The 23856-nt window shown below is 62.0% G+C and carries 23 protein-coding genes; 11 read left to right on the top strand and 12 right to left on the bottom strand.

What is annotated here, in order from left to right; translation table 11 throughout:
- Positions 1 to 25: 25 nt before the first annotated feature.
- The 5 genes from E2K99_RS15820 to E2K99_RS15800 all read left to right on the top strand — a co-directional run bounded on the left by E2K99_RS15820 (position 26) and on the right by E2K99_RS15800 (position 7854).
- Entirely contained in the window at positions 26 to 1045 is a 1020-nt protein-coding gene (locus tag E2K99_RS15820; protein WP_134222833.1) for a hypothetical protein, read from the top strand.
- A 28-nt stretch (positions 1046 to 1073) separates the two neighbouring features.
- On the top strand, positions 1074 to 4544 hold the full coding sequence (locus tag E2K99_RS15815; RefSeq protein ID WP_134222832.1) for a T6SS effector BTH_I2691 family protein: 3471 nt from the start codon (positions 1074 to 1076) through the stop codon (positions 4542 to 4544).
- A gap of 17 nt (positions 4545 to 4561) precedes the next feature.
- Entirely contained in the window at positions 4562 to 5632 is a 1071-nt protein-coding gene (locus tag E2K99_RS15810) for a DUF6708 domain-containing protein (RefSeq protein WP_240733732.1), read from the top strand.
- A gap of 162 nt (positions 5633 to 5794) precedes the next feature.
- Positions 5795 to 6604: an enoyl-CoA hydratase-related protein gene (locus tag E2K99_RS15805; RefSeq protein ID WP_134222831.1), complete on the top strand. Its 810-nt coding sequence runs from the start codon at positions 5795 to 5797 to the stop codon at positions 6602 to 6604.
- Positions 6601 to 7854: an FAD-dependent oxidoreductase gene (locus tag E2K99_RS15800; protein ID WP_134222830.1), complete on the top strand. Its 1254-nt coding sequence runs from the start codon at positions 6601 to 6603 to the stop codon at positions 7852 to 7854. Before E2K99_RS15805 ends, E2K99_RS15800 begins: the two co-directional genes overlap by 4 nt.
- 29 nt (positions 7855 to 7883) lie before the next feature.
- Here the strand turns inward: E2K99_RS15800 and E2K99_RS15795 are convergent, their stop codons facing one another.
- The 4 genes from E2K99_RS15795 to E2K99_RS15780 all read right to left on the bottom strand — a co-directional run bounded on the left by E2K99_RS15795 (position 7884) and on the right by E2K99_RS15780 (position 10595).
- Positions 7884 to 8264 (bottom strand): hypothetical protein, encoded by a 381-nt coding sequence (locus E2K99_RS15795; RefSeq protein ID WP_134222829.1) that lies wholly within the window; start codon positions 8262 to 8264, stop codon positions 7884 to 7886.
- Complete coding sequence (locus E2K99_RS15790; protein WP_034329923.1) at positions 8264 to 8851, bottom strand: RNA polymerase sigma factor; 588 nt, start codon at positions 8849 to 8851, stop codon at positions 8264 to 8266. Before E2K99_RS15790 ends, E2K99_RS15795 begins: the two co-directional genes overlap by 1 nt.
- Before the next feature lie 153 nt (positions 8852 to 9004).
- On the bottom strand, positions 9005 to 9586 hold the full coding sequence (locus E2K99_RS15785; protein ID WP_034329926.1) for a DJ-1/PfpI family protein: 582 nt from the start codon (positions 9584 to 9586) through the stop codon (positions 9005 to 9007).
- 91 nt (positions 9587 to 9677) lie between these two features.
- A complete protein-coding gene (locus tag E2K99_RS15780; protein WP_134222828.1) occupies positions 9678 to 10595 on the bottom strand; it encodes a LysR family transcriptional regulator in 918 nt (305 codons plus the stop codon).
- Positions 10596 to 10808: 213 nt separating this feature from the next.
- Between E2K99_RS15780 and E2K99_RS15775 the strand changes: the two genes are divergently transcribed.
- The 3 genes from E2K99_RS15775 to mmsB all read left to right on the top strand — a co-directional run bounded on the left by E2K99_RS15775 (position 10809) and on the right by mmsB (position 14534).
- Positions 10809 to 12050: an ABC transporter substrate-binding protein gene (locus E2K99_RS15775; protein ID WP_134222827.1), complete on the top strand. Its 1242-nt coding sequence runs from the start codon at positions 10809 to 10811 to the stop codon at positions 12048 to 12050.
- A gap of 71 nt (positions 12051 to 12121) precedes the next feature.
- On the top strand, positions 12122 to 13630 hold the full coding sequence (locus E2K99_RS15770; RefSeq protein ID WP_134222826.1) for a CoA-acylating methylmalonate-semialdehyde dehydrogenase: 1509 nt from the start codon (positions 12122 to 12124) through the stop codon (positions 13628 to 13630).
- Positions 13631 to 13640: 10 nt separating this feature from the next.
- Complete coding sequence (gene mmsB, locus E2K99_RS15765; protein ID WP_134222825.1) at positions 13641 to 14534, top strand: 3-hydroxyisobutyrate dehydrogenase; 894 nt, start codon at positions 13641 to 13643, stop codon at positions 14532 to 14534.
- A gap of 79 nt (positions 14535 to 14613) precedes the next feature.
- Here the strand turns inward: mmsB and denD are convergent, their stop codons facing one another.
- On the bottom strand, positions 14614 to 15588 hold the full coding sequence (denD, locus tag E2K99_RS15760) for a D-erythronate dehydrogenase (RefSeq protein ID WP_034331837.1): 975 nt from the start codon (positions 15586 to 15588) through the stop codon (positions 14614 to 14616).
- A gap of 141 nt (positions 15589 to 15729) precedes the next feature.
- On the opposite strand from denD, the gene E2K99_RS15755 reads away from it, so the two are divergent.
- Positions 15730 to 16569: a FadR/GntR family transcriptional regulator gene (locus E2K99_RS15755; protein ID WP_134222824.1), complete on the top strand. Its 840-nt coding sequence runs from the start codon at positions 15730 to 15732 to the stop codon at positions 16567 to 16569.
- A gap of 86 nt (positions 16570 to 16655) precedes the next feature.
- On the opposite strand, the gene E2K99_RS15750 is transcribed toward E2K99_RS15755, so the two are convergent.
- Together E2K99_RS15750 and earP are read right to left on the bottom strand one after the other, a co-directional pair.
- Positions 16656 to 17231 carry an elongation factor P gene (locus tag E2K99_RS15750; protein WP_017451702.1) on the bottom strand — a complete coding sequence of 192 codons (576 nt, stop codon included), beginning with the start codon at positions 17229 to 17231 and terminating at the stop codon, positions 16656 to 16658.
- A 121-nt stretch (positions 17232 to 17352) separates the two neighbouring features.
- Positions 17353 to 18546, bottom strand: a complete 1194-nt coding sequence (gene earP, locus E2K99_RS15745) for an elongation factor P maturation arginine rhamnosyltransferase EarP (RefSeq protein WP_134222823.1) — start codon at positions 18544 to 18546, stop codon at positions 17353 to 17355.
- 131 nt (positions 18547 to 18677) lie between these two features.
- On the opposite strand from earP, the gene E2K99_RS15740 reads away from it, so the two are divergent.
- A complete protein-coding gene (locus E2K99_RS15740; protein WP_034331832.1) occupies positions 18678 to 19163 on the top strand; it encodes a MarR family winged helix-turn-helix transcriptional regulator in 486 nt (161 codons plus the stop codon).
- A 239-nt stretch (positions 19164 to 19402) separates the two neighbouring features.
- The gene (locus E2K99_RS15735; protein ID WP_039785041.1) at positions 19403 to 19837 is read left to right on the top strand and encodes an organic hydroperoxide resistance protein; all 435 of its coding nucleotides are present in this window, start codon (positions 19403 to 19405) and stop codon (positions 19835 to 19837) included.
- 112 nt (positions 19838 to 19949) lie between these two features.
- On the opposite strand, the gene E2K99_RS15730 is transcribed toward E2K99_RS15735, so the two are convergent.
- The 5 genes from E2K99_RS15730 to cydP form a co-directional block, all read right to left on the bottom strand.
- Positions 19950 to 20471: a DUF2867 domain-containing protein gene (locus E2K99_RS15730; RefSeq protein WP_134222822.1), complete on the bottom strand. Its 522-nt coding sequence runs from the start codon at positions 20469 to 20471 to the stop codon at positions 19950 to 19952.
- 104 nt (positions 20472 to 20575) lie between these two features.
- On the bottom strand, positions 20576 to 20746 hold the full coding sequence (cydX, locus tag E2K99_RS15725; RefSeq protein WP_008330178.1) for a cytochrome bd-I oxidase subunit CydX: 171 nt from the start codon (positions 20744 to 20746) through the stop codon (positions 20576 to 20578).
- Between the two features lie 36 nt (positions 20747 to 20782).
- Positions 20783 to 21922: a cytochrome d ubiquinol oxidase subunit II gene (gene cydB, locus E2K99_RS15720; protein ID WP_134222821.1), complete on the bottom strand. Its 1140-nt coding sequence runs from the start codon at positions 21920 to 21922 to the stop codon at positions 20783 to 20785.
- Between the two features lie 27 nt (positions 21923 to 21949).
- Positions 21950 to 23572, bottom strand: a complete 1623-nt coding sequence (locus tag E2K99_RS15715) for a cytochrome ubiquinol oxidase subunit I (protein ID WP_134222820.1) — start codon at positions 23570 to 23572, stop codon at positions 21950 to 21952.
- Between the two features lie 6 nt (positions 23573 to 23578).
- Positions 23579 to 23854, bottom strand: a complete 276-nt coding sequence (gene cydP, locus E2K99_RS15710; RefSeq protein ID WP_134222819.1) for a cytochrome oxidase putative small subunit CydP — start codon at positions 23852 to 23854, stop codon at positions 23579 to 23581.
- Positions 23855 to 23856: the final 2 nt, after the last annotated feature.

Genomic DNA, 23856 nt, shown 5'->3' with positions numbered 1-23856 from the left:
GTTTGCGCCACGTGCCTATCGAAGCATGGATTCTCCCCGCCAACCCACCCTATCCGAATTCCGTCGTACTCTCCTTGACGCATTGAGCTCTTCCCTGCAGCAACATGACCAGCCGCGGCTCTATTTGCTCTATGCCCCCGAATTAAATGATCCCTTGTCCTTGGCAGAGGCCGATGCGCTCTTGCCGCTGCTGATCCAGCCAGCCTTCACCGCTGCACAACGATGGGCACTCAACAAGCTGCCCCGTCTGATCCAGCTGGTTGGTCTTGCTGGCGGGCGAGGAACTGGCGAGACCGATAACCCGATCGATGATCCTCTGCTGGAAGCCAGCATCACGCAGTCCTACGCGGAAACCGTGCTCGGCCAACGCGTCAACGTACTGCATGCCAATGATGATCCAGGCCAGGCCGAGCGGGCCGTCTGCGGGTGGATCATCACTCCCGACGAGCCAGCCACGCTGAGCAGGCGAATCAATGCTGCCTCCGTTGGCGTTCGCAAGGATGGTCAACGGCGCTGGATCGCCTGGTATATCCCCGAATGCCTCCAGACGCTCTGGCCCATGCTTGCGCCAGACCAGCGGTTGGCCCTGGCGGGAGAGGCGACCTGGCTGTTTCACGATGATCTGGGCCAACTCCAATCGATAGCTGGCGTCGAGGCAGGCGAGGGTGCATCCATTCGTCCTCAGCCACAAGGGTTTCCCCTGGACGACGTCCAATGGCAACGTCTGGATCATCTTCCGATCGTTCAGCGGCTGCTGGCGCAGTGGCGTGACTTGTGTCTGGATACCGCCATGGCGTTTGGGGAGCACCCCCTGCAACGCTTGCACGCCCAGGTGAGTCGTGCGCGGCAATTTGGGCTTGATGGAGAAAACCTGTCGCTGTGCGTGCTCACTGCGATGCAAATGCCTCCCGAATTCACCGAAAGCGCCGAATTCGGCGCCCTGCTCAGCGATGCAGCGCGCCACGGCGACAGCCTGGCTCAACGTCTCTGGGAGCTGCCGTTACGCTGCTGGTCCCGCCCCCTGCCCACACGCTGGCTTCCATAAGCGCCGGTTCTCCACATCAGGAAACTACATGACGGAATCCGCCATCGCGACCCGCGAAAAGGTCATCGGAAATGCAATCAATGCTACCGCAGGGGCAGCACCGCTCTGCGTGAGTGCCAATTGTCAGACCTGTCGGCGCGCCGACCTGCAATTGCTCATCGTCACACCTTCGGTCGCACCGCTGGAGCATGCCAATACGCTGCAGCGCGCGGGTTATCAATGGCAAGCCGCACTTGATCCGGGGTTTGCCGGGATCAAGCGCGAGGCGACCGTGCCGGTGGCGCGCCTGGCTCGCAGCGGCTACCTGATGCTGTACTTCGTGCAGAGCCAGCGTTGGGATATCTGGCAAGTCATGGGCAACGGCCTGACGCGCAAGATCATGCACCAGGTCAGTGTCAAGCAATATGCGGCGCTGGTCACCGGCTTCCTGACGGCTGCGGCCCCGAAGACCTGTTCACGCGGGGCCGCCAATCTGGAAGCGCCTCTGATCAGCATCAACGGTGCCAAGGATGTACAGAGCGTATGGCTGGCTTTTACGCCCCGGTTGTGGTCGCCTCCAGTACTGCAGCGCTATGCGGATAATCCCATGGTGGATCTGCCGGGGCCAGACGGCAAAGCAGTGAGGAAAGAAAAATTGCGTACGCTACGTGGCCGCGAGATCTATCCAGCAAAGTGGATCAAGCAGGGGGAGTTTCCCCAATCTGGATGCCTGCCGCTCAATGCAGCCAATCTGGAACAACACGTTGCTGACTTCGTGAAGGAGGGTGGCGCCGCCTTCGTCAAAGGGTTCGAGTTCGCGCTCAAGCCGCTGGACAACGAGCGTTTCGGGCAAGCCGCGGCCATGGACAAGGCGGTGCGCGCCACCGAGAAACTCGATCATCCCACGCTGTACGTCAACAAGTCGCTGCTGGTGATGCTGCCCGATGACGTGGGCGTGATCGAGCAGCACAATCATCTGCGCCTGTGTGCGCTGGAATCGCAAAAGGCCTGGGCCGCCGGGGGGCCGCACTCCGACGGTACTGGCTTTGATCCCTTGCGCAGCTGGAAACTGCGCTCGGCCTTGCATGTCGAGATGATCGAGAGCTGGGTCGTTGCCACCCGGCTGGCGGACCAGAAGACACTTCAAGAGGCTGGCGGCTACCGCCACCATCACATCATCAGTGAAGCCGAGATTGAGCAGATCCGCGCCCGTGAGCAGGCCAGTGGCAAAGCCTACTACCCACTTGGGACCAAGATCACGCGCAACGATAGCAAGCCGGGGACCTATCGCGTCACACCGCCGCCGGCGCAGATCGAGCAGAAACTGGAGTCCGTTGCCGAACAAAACGCCCGTTCACGGATCGAGCGTTACCGGGGCAAGTTGCGCATGGAGGAGCTTGAGCAATTCCGCCAGGAGTTTCGGGCGGGCATGGCGCGCTGGGAGACGTATGTCGCCCGGTTGGATGGCGACCATGTGCGCTGGCTGACCAGCGGCTCGCTGGCGGTGACCTTGCGCCATGACTTCGATCAGAACCTGTCCCTCACCGCTGTGTCGAGCGCGTATGGCAGCGTCGTGCAGCAGGTGTTCGAATATCTGGACCGGTTGGGTGCCGTGGAGAAGGCCTGGGGCGGCGGCGCGATTTCAGTGAGCTCGTCCAGGGAATTGGCACGGGCGTATGGCAAAGACCCGGCGGCCCCCGTGACCTGGCTGGAGCAGGCCATGCTCGAACCATGGGATCTGTACGAGGCCATCCTCTCCGACCCCGGGAAGCGCAAGGATGTCAGCGAAAAGATCAATGGATTGGTCAACCAGTTGCCTGAAGCGATCAAGGAGGTATTGCAAGCCCAGCGCAAGCTGCATGAAGCGCATGTCCACAGCTTGTTGCAGGTGCAGGAGCAGGCGGTCCATTTGCAGGCCACCTTGCTGGACCCCAAGCAGGCGACCAGACTGGGCGCACCGGTGGCCAACGTCACTCAGGTTCAGCGCGTCATCACCATCCAGGTTCGCACCGCCGCCATCATGGAGATGATGATGAATCCTGCTACGGAACGGTATGTGACGATCTCCGTAAAGTTGCCCATCGGCGAGGCGCTGGATGCGATGGTGCAGGGCGTGCGTCCGGCTTCGCTGGGGATGACCATGGAAACCAAGGTCGGTACCGATCGCACGACACGCCACCAGAGCCGGGATGCCTTGCGCAAGCTGGCCAAGCACCAGGCGCGCGGCTTGCAGTTGCCGGAGTATTTTCCGGTGGTGGTGACCGAGCGCAAGCTTGCGGAGTTGAAAGCGCATGCCGGGCGTCAGCAGGAGCAGCTTGTCGAAGTCGTGGGGGACGGGCAACTGGGACATTTGTCTGAGCGATTCCAATTGCCGAAATCCACCGCGCTCAAGCTGCTGGGCGAACAGGCCAGCCTGGCCAAGGCCGGCCGACAGGCGCTCTGGTCGCGTCAGGGGAAGATCACGCTGGTGTTGGCCTCTGTGCAGATGGCCGCGCTGACGGCGGCGCTCAACAAGCTCGATCAGGAGGAAGGCGATGCCTATGTGGATACGCTCATGTCCGTGATGGGCAGTACCGCTGGTTTGCTGGAGGGGGCGTTCGGAATTTCTGCGGCGGCGGTGGAAATCAGGAGAGCGGGGAACAAGCTGGTGCTTTCCAGCAGTCTTATGGCGGCCTCTGTTTTGCGTCTGTTGTCTGGGATGGCCGGGGCGGCGGCTTCTGGGTTTGATATGGTTGCGGCGATAGCAAAATACTCTTCTAGGAACGCAAGAGGAGAGCGAGCTGCTGCCAACGCATACAGTGCTAGCGCTGGATTTTTTGGCGTCTCTGCTATTTCGGCATCAGGCGGCATCACTATCGCTTTTGCCAACGCTACTGTGTCGAGATTCGTGATTTCACGAGCCATCGTGGTCGGACTGGGCGGTGCGGCGAGCGCAACGATGGCTGCCGCGACTGCTACAGGAATTGGGATTCTCTTGGGAATCGCAGGTTTTGCCTTTGCTCTATATGCTGAGAGCCTTGAAGACGATTTGAACGAAATTTTCTTGAAACGCTGTTACTGGGGCAAAAGCGAGCGTACTGAAACACGCTTCGCAGCGACTGAAGAGCCGCTCGATAAGAGAAATCTCGAGGAGATGCTGACGTGGAGCGAGCGCGGATTGGCGGCTGAAGTGAAGGGTTTTCAATCGCTGTCAGTCGGTGTCAAGGCGTCTCTGACCTGGTCGAAAAATTACTTCAGCGATAACGTCCTCCAGGCCCGCATTGAGGTTGTCCATGAAGGACAGGCACCACGGGTCGCCTATACCTTGCAATTGCTGCCGGAAAATCTTGGCCGAACGGCGGAAGAGTCGGCGTTGATGGTGCTGGATGCAGATAGCCGACGCTATGTCTTCGATATCAAGATGCCGTTGGATGCTAAAACCTGGAACGCAGCGCGGTCCGCACATTTGACTTACCGCCTTTATGAGCAAGTTCCGCGAGCGCCGTTTGCCCAAGATGCCTTTGAACTCAAACGCGTTTAACTATCGGGATTCTCATCATGAAGAAAAATCATCGCCGCGAACGACAATCACGCACAAGGCCCACCGTCGAGGATATCGACGTATCGCTCGATATATTGCCGCATGAAAGCGAATTCGTCCTGTATCACTGGACCGGCGAGCCTGCCAGCGACGTGTTTTTTGGATTGAATTCAAATCCGGCATTCAAGGGATTGGGTGATGAAGCCATCTTGCTTCCACCGCATAGCCTGAGCGTTAGCCGTACACCGCATTCCGGTAACTTCATCATGGAAGTCCATCCACATGGATTGGCTTACGCGGATGGAGCCGCGTCTATTACGGGGTTGATGATGTTTAGCGCTCTATTCTCGTCGGTAGGTTTTGTTTTTCTTTTCTCCGTGACTTTCACCGGTCTCGTCAACGGAAGGATAGATATATTTTGGGATTTTATAAGACTCTTTTTGCTGTGCATCTTGGGCCTGATGATATGGTGCGCCGTGCGGCTTGAGACATCCGGCTACCGCTACGCCCCAATCCTCTTCGACCGCGCAGCCGGAAAGGTCCATGTCTTCACCGACAGGACCTCGCTCTTCAGCCTCCTGCCGTTATGGGGCGGAGGCAAATACGACATCCAGTCCTATGACTGGTCCTGCACGAGAGTCCAAGTCTGTCGCTCGCGCATCGTCACGAAAAACCACACGCAAGTCCTCGCTTCACTGCACTGCGTAGTCATCAAGGGCCCGAAAGATGACACGGTGATCGCGCAATTCCCCTTGGGCGGCACGGTGTCTTCGCTGGCGGTGCAATTGCTGCTGAATCAATGGGAACACATCCGCCGCTTCATGCAGCATGAGGGGCCGCTGCTCAACGAGGGCGAGCAGGTCTACGTTCCCCACGGGAGCTCCCTGTTGCGCGCATTGTGCTGGTGCCAGCCGCTGATTGGTCCGGGGCGATATCCGTTCACTTTCCTCATGCTGCTTGCGCAGTTGTTCGCGCTTTGCTTCTTGTGGTTCACAATTCCTTATGGCTTGCTGGGCTGGGTCTGCTATCACCTCAAGAGCAAGCCGAAATGGCCAGCAGAAATCCTGTCCAGCGTAGGTCGTCGGTAGCGTAACGATCCCCCGAACGCTCCCCGACAGCGTCATTTTCTTCAGACCACCCAGTCTGTGTTTGTCTTCCCCGTAACACTTGCCGCAGGGATTTTGCGCTATCCTCCACCGCACCTCTGTCTTCAATCTCGTTGCAGGACCCCACTGATCGCAGGAGCGTAAATGACCGCAGCCGCCCATCTCGACATCGACCCTCGTGGCCTGGCCACGCTGACCCTCAACCGCCCTGATGTCCACAATGCCTTCGACGATCAACTGATCGCCCACCTGATCGACCTCATCAACGAGGCGCGTGACGACAAGCGTACTCGCGTCCTGCTGCTGGCCTCCACCGGCAAGTCCTTCTCCGCCGGTGCCGACCTGGCCTGGATGCGCCGCATGGCCGACGCCTCGCGCGAGGACAATCTGCGCGATGCCCGCAAGCTGGCACTGCTGATGGAAACCCTCAACAGCTTCCCGGCACCGACGGTGGCGAAGGTCCAGGGTGCGGTCATGGGCGGCGGTGTCGGCCTGGTCTCGTGCTGCGACATCGTGGTGGCTTCCGAGGCGGCCTTCTTTGCGCTTTCCGAAGTCAAGCTGGGCCTTGCTCCAGCGGCCATCAGCCCGTACGTGATCGCCAAGATGGGCGTATCGCAGGCGCGCCGCTTCTTCGTCTCGGGCGAGCGTTTCTCGGCCATTCGCGCTGCCGCCATTGGCCTGGTGCATGAAGTGGTGCTGGCCCAGGAACTGGATGCCAAGGTGCTGCAAGTGATCGATGCCTTGCTGGCCAACGGTCCACAGGCCATGCGCGCCGCCAAGCAACTGGTACAGGTCGCCAATCCGCTGCAGGTCACGCCTGAACTGGCGGAATATACGGCCGGCGTCATCGCCGACCTGCGCGCCTCCCCGGAAGGGCGGGAAGGCCTGCGCGCCTTCCTCGAAAAAGACGCCCCCGCCTGGACACGCGCTTCCTCTTCAGCAGGACAAGCATGAAATCCATGCACGTAGCCATCGCCGGCGCCGGTCCGGCCGGATTGGCCATGGCGCTCTACCTCAAGCGCGCCGGCCATCGCGTCACCTTGCTGGAACGCTTCGTCACGGCCGCGCCAGTCGGTTCCGGCCTGATCCTGCAGCCCACCGGACTGACAGTACTGGAAGACCTGGGTCTGTTCTCGCGCATCGCCGCGCTGGGCCAGCGCATCGACCGCCTCTACGGAGCTGATGCCCGCAGCGGCAAGACGGTGCTGGATGTGCGGTATGACGCGGTGCGCGGAGGACGCTATGGCATTGCGGTCCATCGTGCGGCCCTGTTCGGCGTCCTGCAGGAAGCGGCGCAACGGGAAGGGATCGAAGCCGAAACCGGCCATGAGATCAACGGCCTGGAACAGGGCAGCGCAGGTGCCAACCTGAGCACTGCGGATGGCCGCCGCATCGGTCCCTTTGATCTCGTCATTGATGCCAGTGGCGCCCGTTCGCTGCTGCGTCGCCACGCGCTCAACAGCTGCGAACCTAAGCGCCTGCCCTATGGGGCCTTCTGGGTTTCCTTGCGCGCCCAGCCCGGCCTGTCGTTCGGTGTGAATTCGCTGGTACAGCGCTATCGCCGCGCCAGCACCATGATCGGGGTGCTGCCCATCGGCCGCCCGAGGCAGCAGGATGATCCCATGGTGGCCTTCTTCTGGAGTACCAAGCCGGACCAGGTGGAGCAGCTCAAGCAACGAGGGCTGCAAGCATGGAAGGAGGGAATTCATGCGCTGTGGCCGGAATGTGAACCCTATCTGGCCCAGATCGATGGCTTCGAACAGATGACGCTGGCGCGCTACGGCCATCACACCCTGCCTTCGCCCTATGGCCAGCGGCTGGCCATCATCGGCGATGCCGCCCACTCCACCAGCCCGCAGCTGGGGCAGGGGGCCAACATGGCCTTGCTCGATGCACGGGCGCTGATTCATGCCCTGCAGCAGTCCGATACGCTGCAACAAGCGCTGCCGCGCTATGCCGCCTCGCGACGCCGCCACGTGCGGACCTTCCAGGCGATGTCGGCGATGTTCACGCCGTTCTACCAGTCCGATTCGGTGTGGTTGCCTTGGGTGCGCGACCAATTGGCGGCGCGCTTGTCGATAGTGCCGCCCGCACCGCAAATGTTGGCGCGGATGGTGGCCGGCACGTTGGTCGATCCCTTCACGTCGATTGGCTTGCAGGAGCGCGACTGGAACATGGCACCCCAGCCCTCGGCCCTGGGCTGATCGGGTTCAACCCGAGAAGACGTTTTCCTTCACTTGCGCTCTTCGCGGCAGAACAGGCGGCCGCGGCGCTGGCAGCGTTCGCGCTCCTCGGGCGTCATCGCTTCCCAGCGCGCCTGCATGAAGCGGCGCTTCTCATGCCAACCGCCATGCCGCCCGCGGAAACCGCCGAACAGCACCCGGCACAGCACCAGCAATCCCAGCGCCCGCCAGAAGCCGATCTCGGCTACGCCCGGGAAGATCGGCGGCATCACCCAGTTCCACAGCAGCATCACCACCACGCCCAGCAGGGGCAAGCACAGCAGGCACAGCAGCAGTTTCACGCCCCAGCGGCGCGGATCACGCCCGCCACGGAAGCCACGATCGCGGCGCGCCGGGGTGGGCGGATTTTGAGGCATGTCGTTCTGATCCATTACATCTCCAATTCGTCATAAACCGCCTGCAAGCGCTCGCGCAGATGCAGGACTGCATAGCGCTTGCGCGCCAGCAGGGTATTGAGGCTGGTGCCACTGGCAGCAGCCATTTCCTTGAAACTGAGGCCATCGAGTTCGTGGGCGATGAAGACCTCGCGCTGCGCTGGCGGCAATTCGTCCAGTGCCGCCTGCAGGGCCTCGATCAGCGCCGCACGCGCATAGGCCGCTTCCGGACCGCCATCGCTGGCCGGCAGCACCAGGTCCAGCCGCCAGCTGTCTTCGCCACCCTCAACTTGCTCGATGTCGTGCGCCTCGGGCAAGGGCTCTTCCTTCTTCTTGCGGAAGCGGTCGATGATGCGGTTGCGCGCCACCCGGAACAGCCAGGCGCTGACCTGCTCGATCGGCTCCGGCAGGCGGTAGGCCTGGACGAACTCGTAGAACACTTCCTGCAGGATGTCTTCGGCCTCGCCGGCGTCCGCCACCCGGCGGCGGATGAAGCCGCCCAGCCGGCTGCGTTCGCGCATGACGGTGGCGGTGATCTCGCGGTCCTGGTCGCTCATCGGGGAGAGGGTGGAAATGGGCTGCATGCCCTGAAGACGGTTGTTCTCAGGGCATATTGTGGCTCGGCAGGAAAAAATGGGGGGAAACTGCGAAGGGGAAATGAAGAAACAAGCAAAACCAGCGCGTTTGCGCGGGGAGCCATGGCCCTGCAAGCCGCTCCCCGCCTGAGGGTCCAGCCCTTACAGTTCGATGCGCGTGCCCAGCACCTGCAGGAACTGCGCCAGCCACGCCGGATGTGCCGGCCAGGCCGGGGCCGTGACCAGTTTGCCGTCGGTGATGGCGGCATCCACGGCGATATCGGCGAATTGCCCGCCGGCCAGCTTTACTTCCGGCGCGCAAGCCGGATAGGCCGAGACCTTCTTGCCTTCCAGCACGCCCGCCGCAGCCAGCACCTGCGGACCGTGGCAAACGGCGGCGATGGGCTTGTCAGCCTTGGCGAAGGCTTGCACCAGCTCGATCACCTTGGGGTTCAGGCGCAGGTATTCCGGGGCGCGGCCACCGGCCACTACCAGCGCGTCATAGCCTGCCGCGCTGACATCGTCGAAGCTGGCGTTGAGGGCGAACTGGTGGCCGGGCTTCTCGGTATAGGTCTGGTCGCCTTCGAAGTCGTGGATGGCGGTTTTGATCTTGTCGCCGGCTTTCTTGCCGGGGCAGACCGCGTGCACAGTGTGGCCGACCATCTGCAGGGCCTGGAAGGGCACCATGGTTTCATAATCCTCGGCGAAATCACCGGTCAAGAGCAGGATTTTCTTTGCAGCCATCGTCATCTCCTTGGGATAAGGCCGCCGGCGCGGGGAGGGACCGGGCGGCCGGGTTGAAACACATCTTGTTGCGGGCTCGCTTGGGCAGGATTCACTCCAGCCAGCGCATCCGGCGCGACTGTCCCATCAGGAAGTCGCGGTTGAGCTCCACGCAGTCGCGCAGGTAGCTCCACAGGGCTGATACCCGCGCCACATGGCGCTGCTCGCTGGAAGCCACCAGCCAGAAGGTGCGGGTGATGGCGATCTGTTCGGGCAGTACCGGCACCAGCTCGTCGGACTGCTGCGCCAGGAAGCAGGGCAGGATCGCCAGCGCGCGGCCTGCGCAGGCCGCCGTGTATTGCGCTACCACGCTGGTGCTGCGGAAGGCCCGGAAAGCGTCCGGTGCCACCGTATCCTTGTAGCGCAATTCTTCACTGAAGACCAGGTCATCGATGTAGCCGATGAAGTTATGTTGCGCCAGGTCATCCATGGTGTGAATCGGCGCGTGCCTGTCCAGGTACTCACGTGAAGCATAAAGCTTCAGGACATAGTCGGACAGTTTTGTGACCACGTAATTACCCGACAGCGGCCGTTCGATCGACACGCTGATGTCGGCCTCATGCTTGGACAGATTCACGAAACGCGGCATCGGCAGCATGTCCACCGTGATGTGGGGATTGCGGGCACAGAAATGCGCGATGTGCGGTGCCAGCACGAAGGTGCCGAAGCCTTCGGTCGCGCCCAGCCGCACCTGGCCGGAGAGCTTGCTGTTGTGTCCGCCCAGTTCTTCAGTGGCGGCATAGAGGGTGCTTTCGACCTGCTCCGCATATTCCACCAGCCGGTAGCCGTCGGCGGTGAGCTTGTAGCCGTGGTTGTTGCGGTCGAACAGCTGGCTGCCGACCTGCTCCTCGAAGCGCTTCATGCGGCGCGAGACGGTGGAGTGGTCGATGCCCAGCTTCTTGGCGGCATCCACCAGGCCCTGGCTGCGGGTGAGTTCGAGAAAGATCCTGAGGTTGTCCCAGTCCAGCATGTGGTCTCCATGGTTGCATCGCCGCCGATGTGCATCAATGCAAAAGCGTTTTGTCTTTGTGGTTATTGTATCGATAAATACGCACATGCAGAATAGCGGGGCCGTGATGCCGCCCGGGAAGACAGAGGCGACAGACGGCAGGAGACAACGGCAAGACCCGGCGTCCATGAACGCGGGCAGGTCCGACAACAATCACAAGATCAAGGAGACAAGATGTCCAAGAACGCTTTCAGCCGTTCCCTCACGGCTGCGGCCGTGGCCTGTGCGGTGTCGCTGGCCACCACTGCGATGACCGCCATTCCCGCCCTTGCCCAGGATGCCAACACCGTCAAGATCGGCGTGCTCACCGACATGTCCGGCCCCTACTCGGCCATGGGCGGCCAGGGTTCGGTGGTGGCCGCGAAAATGGCGGTGGAAGACTGCCTCAAGAATGAGTGCAAGGGCATGAAGATCGAGATCCTCTCGGCCGACAACCAGAACAAGCCCGACGTCGGCGTGACGCGCGCCCGCGAATGGCTGGACCGCGACAAGGTCGAGGCCATCGCCGATCTCACCAATTCCTCGGTGGCGCTGGCGGTGCAGAAGCTGATCAAGGAAAAGGGCGGCATCGCCATGTACAGCGGCCCGGCCACCGGTGCGCTGACGACGGCCGAATGCGCCACCAACGGTTTCCACTGGATGTTCGACACCTACTCGCAAGCGGCCGGTGCGGCAGCGGCGCTGACCAAGCTGGGCAACAAGTCCTGGTACTTCGTGACGGTGGACTACGCCTTCGGCCATTCGCTGGAGAAGGATGCCTCCGATGTGGTCAAGGCCAATGGCGGTACGGTGGTGGGTTCGGTGCGCCATCCGCTCAATGCCTCGGACTTCTCCTCCTTCCTGCTGCAGGCGCAGGCCTCCAAGGCCCAGGTGATCGGGCTGGCCAACGGCGGCACCGATGTGGTCAACGCCATCAAGCAGGCCCGTTCCTTTGCCGTCGGCGGCAAGGACCAGCGCCTGGTGGCGCTGCTGGTGTTCCTGTCGGATGTGCATGCGCTCGGGCTGGAGGCCGCGCAAGGCCTGGTTTACACCGATGGCTTCTACTGGGATTACGACGAGCAGACCCGCGCCTTCTCCAAGCGCTTCGAAGCGCAGTTCAAGAACATCAAGCCGACCATGGTGCAGGCCGGTGTCTATTCCAGCGTCTACCAGTTCCTGAAGGCGCGCGCGGCCGCCAAGACCTCGGACTGGAAAGTGGTGGCGCAGAAGATGCGAGAAATTCCGATCTCCGACGCCGTCATGCGCAATGCCTCCATCCGTCCGGATGGCCGCGTGATCCACGACATGTACCTGTACCAGGTCAAGAGCCCGGCCGAGTCCAAGGCCCCGTGGGATTACCTGAAGCTGCTGTCGGTGATCCCGGCCCAGCAGGCCTTCCGTCCGATGGACGCGGCCTGCCCGCTGGTCAAGCAGTAATGCCTGTGGCCGGGAGTTGCTCCCGGCCTTGCTCTCCCCATCCTGTTCACCTCTTCACAATGGAAATTGCAATGAGCCAAGCCAACATCCCCAACGTTCCTCTGTACCTCAACGGTGAAAAGGTGCAGTCCACTTCCAAGGAGTGGCGCGACGTACTGAACCCGGCCACCCAGGAAGTGGTGGCCCGCGTGCCTTTCGCTACCAAGGAAGAAGTCGACCGGGCCGTGGCCAACGCCAAGGAAACCTTCAAGACCTGGCGCAATACTTCACTGGCGCAGCGCATGCGCATCATGCTGAAGTTCCAGCAACTGCTGCGCGAGAACATCGCCCCGCTGGCCGAACTGATCACTCGCGAACACGGCAAGACCCTGCCGGACGCCGAAGGCGAAGTCATGCGCGGCCTGGAAGTGGTGGAACATGCCTGCTCCATCACCTCGCTGCAACTGGGCGAACTGGCCGAGAACGTGGCCGGCGGCGTGGACGTCTACACGCTCTACCAGCCGCTCGGCGTGGGGGCCGGCATTACCGCCTTCAACTTCCCGGTGATGCTGCCTTGCTTCATGTTCCCCATCGCCGTGGCCTGCGGCAATACCTTCGTGTTGAAGCCCTCCGAGCAGGACCCGACTTCCTCGCTGTTCCTGGTCGAGCTGGCCAACCAGGCCGGCCTGCCGCCGGGCGTGTTGAACGTGGTGCATGGCGGTCCGGACGTGGCCAACATGATCTGCGACCATCCCGACATCAAGGCGGTGTCCTTCATCGGTTCCACCCATGTCGGCACCCAGATCTATCGCCGCGCCAGCGAAGCCGGCAAGCGCGCCCAGTGCATGATGGGCGCCAAGAACCACTGCATCGTCTTGCCCGATGCCCCCAAGGACCAGGCCATCAACAACCTGCTGGGTGCGGCCTTCGGTGCGGCCGGCCAGCGCTGCATGGCCAATTCGGTGGTGGTGCTGGTGGGCCAGACACGCGAATGGATTCCCGAGATCGTCGAACGCTCCAAGGCCATGAAGGTCGGACCCGGCACCGACCGCAAGGCCGATGTCGGCCCGCTGGTCTCCAAGGCGGCCAAGGAACGTGTCGAACGCCTCATCGCCAGCGGCGTGGAGCAGGGCGCCAAGCTGCTGCTCGATGGCCGCAATTGCAAGGTGGCCGGCAGCGAGAACGGCAACTTCGTGGGACCGACCGTCTTCACCGGCGTCAAGCCCGAGATGGACATCTACGCCCAGGAAATCTTTGGCCCGGCCATGTGCATCGTCGAACTGGAAACCCTCGATGAAGCCATTGCCTTCATCAACGCCAACCCGAACGGCAACGGGACTTCCATCTTCACCAGCTCGGGCTATGCGGCGCGCAAGTTCCAGAACGAGATCGACGTCGGCCAGGTCGGCATCAACGTGCCCATCCCCGTGCCGGTGGCCTACTTCAGCTTCACCGGTTCGCGCGCGTCCAAGCTGGGCGACCTCGGCCCCAACGGCAAGCAGGCCGTGACCTTCTGGACCCAGACCAAGACCGTCACCGCACGCTGGTACGCGCCCGATGAAGAAGCAGGCCAGGTCAACACCACCATCACCCTGAAGTAAGGAGAGCAGCATGAGCGCCAATATCGTCTTCATCGGCCTGGGCAATATGGGTTTGCCGATGGCGCAGAATCTGGTCAAGGCCGGTTTTTCGGTCAGCGGACACGACCTCGTCAAGACCAGCGTGGACAAGCTGGTGGAGGTCGGCGGCAAGACCGAAGCCGATTCCATGGCGGCCGTGGCCAAGGCCGACGTGGTCATCACCATGCTGCCGGCCAGCCGTCACGTGGAATCGCTCTACCTGGGCGATGCCGGGGTGCTGGCCTCGGCCAAGCCGGGCGCGCTCTTGATCGACTGTTCCACCATCGCTCCGGAAGCGGCGCGCAAGGTGGCGGCAGCGGCCAAGGCGCGCGGCTTCGAGATGCTGGATGCGCCGGTCTCCGGGGGCACCAACGGGGCGACGGCGGGCACCTTGACCTTCATGGTGGGCGGCAGCAAGGAGGCCTTCGAGGCCGCCCAGCCTTATCTGCAGAAGATGGGCAAGGCCATCTACCATGCCGGTGAAAGCGGCAGCGGCCAGACCGTCAAGGTGTGCAACAACATGCTGCTGGGCATCCTCATGATCGGGACGTCGGAAGCGATCCGCTTGGGCATGGCCAATGGCATGGATCCCAAGGTGCTGTCGGAAATCATGTCCAAGAGCTCGGGCCGCAACTGGACGCTGGAGGTCTACAACCCTTGCCCCGGCGTGATGGACACGGCGCCGGCCTCCAAGGGCTATGCGGGCGGATTCGGCGTGGACCTGATGCTCAAGGACCTGGGGCTGGCCGTGGAGAATGCGCTGGCCACCAACTGCGCCATTCCGCTGGGATCAACGGCACGCAATCTGTACGACATCCACAGCATGAACGGGGCAGGCAAGCTGGACTTCTCCAGCATCTTCAACATGCTGGGCAAGGCGCAGTAAATCCGTATCACCCAGGCAGCAAAAAGGGACAGCCTCTTGCGGGGCTGTCCCTTCGTTTTTCTGCGTGCTGATGTGCAGCTTATTTCTTCACTTCATCCTCGATGTGGGCCCGGATGATATCGGCGAAGTTGGCATCGGCCGTAAAGCCCAGCGCCTTGGCGCGCTTGGCTTCGAAGGCACCGGGCCAGGAATTGACGATGCGTTTGATGGCTTCGTCTTCCTTCCATTCGATCAGCTGCACCACTTCCTTGCCGGCGACCTGTTCCAGGGCTTCGACCATGTCCTTGACGGTCACGCACAGGCCGTCGATGGAGAGGAAGCGGGCCAGGCCCAGGTCAGCGCCATTGATTTCATGGCCGTGGATCAGGTTGGCGATGGCCTGGCGCGGCGACATCAGCCACATGCGGGTATCGGGCGTGACCGGGCAGACCGAGGGCTGGCCATTGAGCGGCTCGCGGATGATGCCCGAGGCGAAGCTGGAGGCCGCCTTGTTGGGCGCGCCCGGACGCACCGAAATGGTCGGCATGCGCAGCGCACGGCCGTCAATGAAGCCCTTGCGCGAATAATCCTGCACCAGCAGTTCACCCATGACCTTTTGCGCACCGTAGGAGCTTTGCGGCATCAGCAGGGTGTTGTCGGGGACCACGGCCGGCAGTTCGCCGCCGAACACCGCCACCGAACTGGTGAAAACCACGCGCGGCTTGGTGCCCAGGGCACGGGCGCGTTCCAGGATGACGCGGGTGGCGTCGAAGTTGATCTTCATGCCCAGGTCGAAATCGGCCTCGGCGTGGCCGCTGACGATGGCGGCCAGGTGGAAGATGGACTGCGTCTCGGGCGTGATGACGCGCTCGATCACGGCGGCGTCGGCGATGTCGCCGGTGACAGCTTCGATGCGCGGATCAGTGAAACCCTGGGCCGGAACCACGTCCAGCAGGGTGATGCGCTTGATCTCTTGCGGCTGGCCGTCGCGGCCGGTCAGAGTGCCGCGCTGCAGCAGCTGGCGCGCCAGTCGGCTGCCCAGGAAGCCGGCGCCGCCGGTAATGACGATATGCATGTGTTCTCCTCGTGATCTGTCGTCGGAATAGGGGGATATGAACGCTTGAGCGAAACCCGCGCAGCGCATTATAACGGAAGTTGTAATACAACTTTGAGAATATGAAGCGGAAGTCACAAAAGCCGATGCCTGCGCGGTATCATGCGCGCCATGAAGAATTCCTCCTCCTCCTCCAGGCCGCAGGCTTCGGCGCTCGCCTCCATGGCCGCTGCCGCGCGCGGCAAGACCACGCTGGCCGACCATGTCACCAGCGTGCTGGCACAGCAGATCCGCAGCGGGGAATTCGCCCCGGATGCACGCTTGCCTTCGGAGATGGAGTTGACCGAACGATTTTCGGTGAGCCGCACGGTGATCCGCGAAGCCATTTCACGCTTGAAGTCCGAGGGGTTGGTCGGCTCGCGCCGGGGCAGTGGCACGGTGGTCCTGCCGGTGACACAAGCCACGCCCTTCCGGCTGGACCTGAATATGGATGATGGCCGCGACTCCATCCAGGCGGTGCTGCGGGTGATCGAGCTGCGGCGCGGGGTGGAAGGGGAGATGGCCGCCCTGGCGGCGCAGCGCCGCACGCGCGCGCAGAACCTGGCGATCCAGCAGGCCTTGCAGGCCATCGATGCAGCGGCTGCGGCGGGGCGCGATGGCGTGCAGGAGGATTTCGCCTTCCATGCTGCCATCTCCAATGCCTCGCACAACCCGCTTTATACCTCGCTGGTACAGTTCCTGAGCCAGTTCCTGCACGCCGCCATCCGTGTGTCGCGCATGAACGAAGCGCGCAGCAACGAGTTCGTGCAGCAGGTGCGCGCCGAACATGCGGCGCTGGCACAAGCGATCAATGATGGCAATGCCGAGGCCGCGCGGGCAGCGGCCTTGCGCCATATGGAGCAGTCGGCCCTGCGCCTGCAGGCGGCTGACAAGGCCTTCTGGGCCAGCGCGGAAGGACAGGCGGCGGCGCGGGACCTGGCGCGGGTGAGGGAAGGGGGATGAGCTTCAGGCTTCATCTCTTGCCCGTAAAACAGGCATAAAAAAACGCTGCACCAGGCAGCGTTTTTTTTATTGGCATCGGCTAACGATCAGCCGCGCACGACCTTCTTGTACTCGTTGGTGCGGGTGTCGATTTCGATGTCGTCATCCTGGCTCACGAACAGCGGCACCATCACGGTGATCTGGTTGGCTTCGATGGCGTTTTCGATCTTGGCTTCCTTCAGGACGTTGCCCGAAGTGTTGCCCTTGACCGCCGGTTCCGAGTAGGCAACCTTGCGCACGATGGTGGTCGGCATTTCGACCGAGATGGCCTTGCCGTCGTAGAAGACAGCTTCGCACTGCATGCCGTCCTTCAGGTAGCCGATGGCGTCGCCCATGTTCTCGCCTTCGATTTCGTACTGGTTGTACTCTTCGTCCATGAAGACGAACAGCGGGTCAGCGAAGTACGAATAGGTCACAGGCTTCTTGTCCAGCACCACGACGTCGAACTTGTCGTCGCCACGGAAGACGCTTTCCTGCGGGCTGTTGGTCAGCAGGTTCTTCATCTTCCACTTGTAGGTGAAGCCGGTACGGGAAGAACCGTTGACGTCCGAGCGCAGGACGATCATGGGCTTGCTGTCGACCATAATGATGTTGCCGACGCGGATTTCTTTTGCAAATTTCATAGCGATGTGTCGTGAAAAGTAGGTTTTTTCAAACTGTCGGTAGCCCACTGGTAAAACTTCTAAAACTTCACCGCAAGCCCACGTACGATTGAATTCCAAACTGCGTTAAAACGGTAGCCCGCTATTTTAACCCATTTTCCGTGCTCTTCCACTCTTTGAGGGCGAGCCGGCGGGCGAAGCCGAGCAAATTGTCCATCCAGTCGCCATTTGCCAACAGCTTTCGTACCCATTGTTCAGCCTGGCCCGACAATGCCGGCAGTTCGGCCTGCAGGGTCTGCCACGCTGCCTGCCAGTCGAGGTCGCCCGGATAAGCGCCATTCCAGGCCCGGTTGAGGTCGGTCACGGCGGGCGTGGCCGGGTCATAAATCTTCAGGAAGGCGTTGAGCTTGGTGTGGTGCAGGTTCTTGTCCTGGTGATAGATGTTCCAGACGAAGGGGCGGCCGGCCCATTGGGCGCGTGCGAAGGAATCTTCACCTCGCACGAAATTGAGGTCGCAGCTCCACAGCAGGCGGTCGTAATCGGTCTGCGCCACGAAGGGCAGCACGCGTACCGTCAAAGCATCCTGCGTGGCCACCGTTCCGGCGTGCGCCGGTGCGCCGAGGAAGGCCTCGACTGCAGCGCGTCCCACGCCTTCCGGCACCAGGCAGGTAACCGGGGCGGGCGAGGCTTGCCAAGCCGCAAACAATTCGGCAATCGGGGCATAGTCGTAGCAGAACAGCGAGACCTTGCAGGCCTGCACTTCGGCAGCAGTCACGCCCAGCCCGGCCAAGAAGGCCGGGCCTTCATGGTTGGCCAGGAAGGCCTGCCGCCGGGCTTGCAGGTCGGCTTCGAAACTGAGCCCGCCGGTTCGTTCATTGAAGCCAGGGAAGAAAAAATACTTGGTCAGCTTCAGCGAGCGATGCGGGGAGGGCAGGGTGTGGCAGCCTTCGACCCAGGGTTCGGCGGACAAGCCTTCCAGGTTGAACCAGACGGGCTTGGGCGAGCGCTGCGCCATGGCTTCCACATAGCCGGGCGGGATCTCGCAGCCGAAGAATTCAATGACGATATCGGCCACATCGTCCGCCGTGAACTGACCGTCCTGGCCACGCCAGTGCTGCACCGTCACGCCGCTGATCTCTTGCGTCCCGGCCAGCGTGTCCACCGTCGGCCAGATGCGCCGGAAGCTCACCAGGTCATCCACCCACAGCCGCACCGCGAGCCCGTGTTCATGCGCCAGCTGCCGCGCCAGCCGCCAGCAGATGCCGATATCGCCATAGTTGTCGACGACCTTGCAGAACAGGTCCAGGGAGCGCAGGAGATTGGGGTGGGAATTCATCGATATGCAGGAAAATGCGGATGCAGGCCGCATGATACCGGCTTGGCGCAGGGACCGACGAAGCGAAATGAACAACACAGACAAATTTTTTCAAATTAAATAGCTTGCAATTCAATTTTGAGCGGTTTAATATGCAGCACATGGACAAGACGCACACCACGAATCTCCCGGACGCACTGATCGACGAAGCCCTGCTTCTCGACAACCAGTTGTGTTTTGCGATGTATTCGGCGTCGCTGGCCATGACCAAGGCCTACAAGAAGATCCTGGCCCCGCTGGAGATCACCTATCCGCAATACCTGGTGATGCTGGTGCTGTGGGAAAAGGATGGCGTCACGGTCTCGGAACTGGGCACGCGCCTGTTCCTGGATTCTGGTACGCTGACACCGCTGCTCAAGCGCATGGAAAGCATGGGTTTGCTTCACCGCAACCGGGATGCGGGCGATGAGCGCCGGGTGGTCGTGAGCCTGAGCGATGGCGGCCGCGCGTTGCGTGAGAAGGCCAAGGCCGTACCGCAGCAGATGAGTTGCATGCTGCCGGCGCTGGACCAGATCAAGGCGCTGGTGGTGGAGCTGAAGCAGGTCCGCAAGGGCCTGATTGATGCCGAAGATGAATGAAAATGTAACAAGCTTTGAGTTTTATATTGTGCGCAATAATATAGGTAATTATTTATATCGTTGATGCAGCTGAACTGAACATCGCAACCTCAGCAACACCAGAAACATCAGCAAGACCGCAAGTGAAACAGCAAGAGATTGGCAAGCCAGTGATGACCAAAAGTGAATCTTTAGGCATCACATCCCTCGAACGAAACCCGTCAAGGGTGACGACAACCTGAACTTTGAAAGGAAATACCATGCCTTCGAACAAGATTGAAAAAGCCCTGTACACCGCCACCGCTACCGCCACTGGCGGCCGTGAAGGTTCGGCCAAGTCCTCCGACGGCGTGCTGGACGTCAAGCTGTCGACCCCCAAGGAACTGGGCGGCGCCGGTGGTAACGGCACCAACCCGGAACAGCTGTTCGCGGCCGGTTACTCGGCTTGCTTCCTGGGCGCGCTGAAGTTCGTCGCCGGCCAGGCCAAGGTGGCCCTGCCTGCGGATGCCAGCATCACCGGCAAGGTCGGCATCGGCCAGATCCCGGGCGGTTTCGGCATCGAAGCCGAGCTGAACATCTCGCTGCCGGGCATCGACCAGGCCGTGGCGCAAGATCTGGTGAACAAGGCCCACCAGGTGTGCCCGTACTCCAACGCCACCCGTGACAACATCAACGTCACCCTGAACCTGGTGTAATGCCTGCAGGCCGGGCGGGAGCCGCTGTGCTTCCTGCCTGCGCCGTCAGCATGAAGGAAAACGCCGCTGCGACCGGATGGACGCAGCGGCGTTTTCTTTCATTGAACGCGGATCAGAGTGCCGGACGTTCCTCCCGCAGTACCCCCAGCAGCAAACTGCGAGCGATGCAGCGATGGAAGGGCATGATCGCTGCCAGGTAGGCCTTGCCCAGCAGGCGTTTGGTTCGGACCACGGTGGTCACGGTGAGCCACTGGTCTTCATCTGCCGCCTGGCCGGTCGCGGCCGGCGACTTTTCGACGCACAGCCGGAAATCCAGGTGGCGGTCGTCCAGTCCCATCACGACCCTGGCCGGTTCCGCCAGCAGCAGGGGAAACCCGGCCGGCCCGCCGCCGTGGTCGCCGGCCTGCTTGAGGCCCAGCGGTGCCATCAGGCGATCGCGCAAACGGATCAATGCGCTGACCCAGGCAGGCTGGGTCGCCATCATGCGGGCTGCGATCTCGGTCGAATTCAATTTCGCCAGTTGCGGCGTGAGGCGGATGCGGTAACTGTCGGCGAAGCCGGCACCCGGCAGCAAGGCCCAATGGCGCGGCGCGGGCGCGACTTCTTCGGTGTGCGAGGCAGGGGAGGCAGGCATGATGGTCTCCAGGCAAGTTGAAAAAAAGGCCGGCAGCGACGCTGCCGGCCTTGCTCCTGCGATCACTCGATCATGTGATCACGTGAGGATGCGATCCCCCGAGCCTACCTGCCGTTGCGCCGCTGCTTTTCCGCCGCACGGGCGCTGGCGAAGCGCTCGTGGGTTTCCTCGGCCTTGCGGCGGCCGAAGGCGTAGTTGGCTTCCAGCCACATGACGTTGATGATGCCGAAGGCCAGGGCCAGGCCGATACCGAGTATCCAGGCGAAATACCACATGATGTTCTCCTCGTTGCAGTTTGCGATTGCGCGTAATCAATACGCCGTGTGTTCGTTCTCGTGGATGTCGCGGGCGGTAACCTTGCCCTTGACCACGCGATAGACCCAGCCGGTATAGACGATGATGAGCGGCAGGAAGATCAGCACCATCCAGAACATCAGGCCCAGGGTCTTGTGGCTGGAGACCGAATCCCACAGGGTCAGGCTGCTCTTGGCGTCCAGCGAAGAGGGCATGACGAAGGGGAACAGCGACATGCCGGCGGTGAGGATGATGCCGGTCACCGACAGCCCGCTGGCGATGAAGGCCAGGCGCGCACTGCGCACCAGCGCCAGCAAGGCCGCCAGTACCGCACCGGCCACGCCCAGCGCCGGGAACAGCTTGGTCACGGGCCACTTGGCGTAGTTGTCGAACCAGGCACCGGCGACCACTTCCACCGTCTTGGCCAGGGGAGTGAAGGCGCTGTTGGCGTCCGGCATGGAGGTGATGCGATAACCAGGCATCTGGGCCACCCAGAAGCCGCCGGCCACGAACAGCAGCACCGTCGCCAGCGCCGCACCGATGACGGTCTTGCGCGAACGCTCGCCCACGGCGGCCTCGGTCTTGACGAAGGCGAAGGCCGCGCCGTGCATCAGCAGCATGGCCACCGACAGCAGACCAGCCAGCAGGCCGAAGGGGTTCAACAGGGCGAAGAAGCTGCCGGTGTATTCGACCCGCATGGTGTCGTCATAGTGGAAGGGCACGCCCAGCAGCAGGTTGCCGAAGGCCACGCCACAGATCAGGGGCGGCACGAAGCCACCGATGAACAGGCCCCAGTCCCAGGCATTGCGCCAGCGCGGATCGGCCACCTTGCTGCGGTAGTCGAATCCCACCGGACGGAAGAACAGCGAAAACAGCAAGATCATCAGGGCGATGTAGAAGCCCGAGAACGCCGTCGCATACACCAGCGGCCAGGCCGCGAAGGTGGCGCCGCCGGCGGTGATGAACCAGGTCTGGTTGCCTTCCCAGGTGGGGCCGATGGAATTGATCAGGATGCGCCGCTCGGTGTCGTTCTTGCCGGCGAAGGGCAGCATCATGCCCACGCCGAAGTCGAAGCCGTCGGTCAGGGCGAAGCCGATGATGAGTACGCCCACGAAGGCCCACCAGATCAGCTTGAGTGTTTCGTAATCGAAGATCATTCTGCTTTCCTCATTTCTTCTGGTGGCTTAGTGGCTGCCGGCATTGGCCGACGGATTCAGGGGCGGCGGCAGGACATCGCCGGGGCTCTTTTCATGACCCTTGGTTTCCCAGTAGTACTGGCCGGTATGCAGGCTGCTGGGGCCGAGGCGCGCGTACTTCACCATCAGGATCATCTCCACCACCAGCAGGAAGGTATAGAACAGGATGAAACCGGCCAGGCTGAAGTAGAGGCTGCCCGGCTGCAGCGAGGAGGCCGACAGGTGGGTCGGCAGGATGCCGGCAATGGTCCAGGGCTGGCGGCCATATTCGGCCACGATCCAGCCGAGTTCAGCAGCGATCCACGGCAGCGGGATCGAGATCACGGCCAGGCGCAGCAGCCAGCGTTGCGGGGCCAGCTGCTTCTTGGCCAGGAACCAGAACGACGCCGAGAAGATGAACAGGAACAGGAAGCCCAGCGCCACCATGCCACGGAAGGACCAGAACAGTGGTGCGACCTTGGGGATGGTGTCATTGACGGCCAGGCTGATCTGTTCAGGCGTCGCATCGACGACGTTGTTGGTGTACTTCTTCAACAGCAGACCATAGCCCAGGTCCTTCTTGAGCTTGTCGAATTCCGCGCGGGCTTCGGGAGACTTGTCGCCCGCCTTCAGCTTGGCCAGCGCCGCATAGGCCAGCATGCCGTTGCGGATGCGGGCTTCGTGTTCCTTCTTCAGGTCCTTGATGCCCAGCACCTGGGTATCGGCCGAACGGGTGGCGATCAGGCCCAGCACATAGGGAATCTTGACCGCGTAGTCGGTGCGCTCTTCCTTGTCATTGGGCAGGCCGAACAGGGTCAGGCCGGCGGGGGCGGGGTGGGTATCCCACTCGGCTTCGATGGCGGCCAGCTTGACCTTGTTGACTTCACCGGCGGTATAGCCCGATTCGTCGCCCAGCACGATCACCGAGAGCGTCGCGGCCAGGCCGAAACCGGCCGCCACCGCGAAGGAGCGCAGCGCGAAGGCGGTATCGCGGGCCTTGAGCAGGTACCAGGCCGACACGCCCAGCACGAACATGGAGGCCGTGACGTAGCCGGCGGCCACGGTGTGCACGAACTTGACTTGCGCTACCGGATTGAAGATCACGTCGGTCATGCTGACCAGTTCCATGCGCATGGTCTCGAAGTTGAATTCCGCGCCGACCGGATTGTTCATCCAGCCATTGGCGATCAGGATCCACAGCGCCGACAGATTCGAGCCCAGCGCCACCAGCACGGTGACGATCAGGTGCTGCTTGCGCGAGAGCTTGTCCCAGCCGAAGAAGAACAGGCCGACGAAGGTCGATTCCATGAAGAAGGCCATCAGGCCTTCGATGGCCAGCGGGGTCCCGAAGATGTCGCCCACGTAGTGCGAGTAATAGGACCAGTTGGTACCGAACTGGAATTCCAGGGTGATGCCGGTGGCCACGCCCATGGCGAAGTTGATGCCGAAGAGCTTGCCCCAGAAGCGGGTCATGTCCTTGTAGATCTGGTTGCCGGTCATGACATAGACCGACTCCATGATGACCAGGATCCAGGACAAGCCCAGGGTGAGGGGGACGAACAGGAAGTGATAGAGCGCCGTGACGGCAAACTGCAGCCGTGACAGCGAGACGACTTCATCGATGGGAACCATGTTGTGTTACTCCGTTTGTTGTTTGGCGGACAGGTCTTGGGACGGGTACTGCTGTTGTGCGGTGGCTGGTTGCGGCGTGGTGAAAGACAGCATGCGCTGCTCCACGCGCTGTACCGGCATCTGCATGTGCTTGGCTTCGGGATGGGCGAAGAAGGTCTTGGCCAGCACCGTAATGAGGGCAATCTTGACCACCAGCAGCAGGGTGATCTCCACCCCCAGCGGCAGCTGGGTCAGGCGTGGCCAGCGCCACGGGCGTTTGCGCAAGGATGTGGTGAGTTGCATGC

Source organism: Herbaspirillum huttiense (genome assembly GCF_004367745.1).
In the GTDB taxonomy this organism is placed as follows: Bacteria; Pseudomonadota; Gammaproteobacteria; order Burkholderiales; family Burkholderiaceae_D; genus Herbaspirillum; species Herbaspirillum huttiense.
The sequence above is the reverse complement of the archived record's forward strand: the minus strand, read 5'-3'. Positions and strand labels throughout refer to the sequence as shown.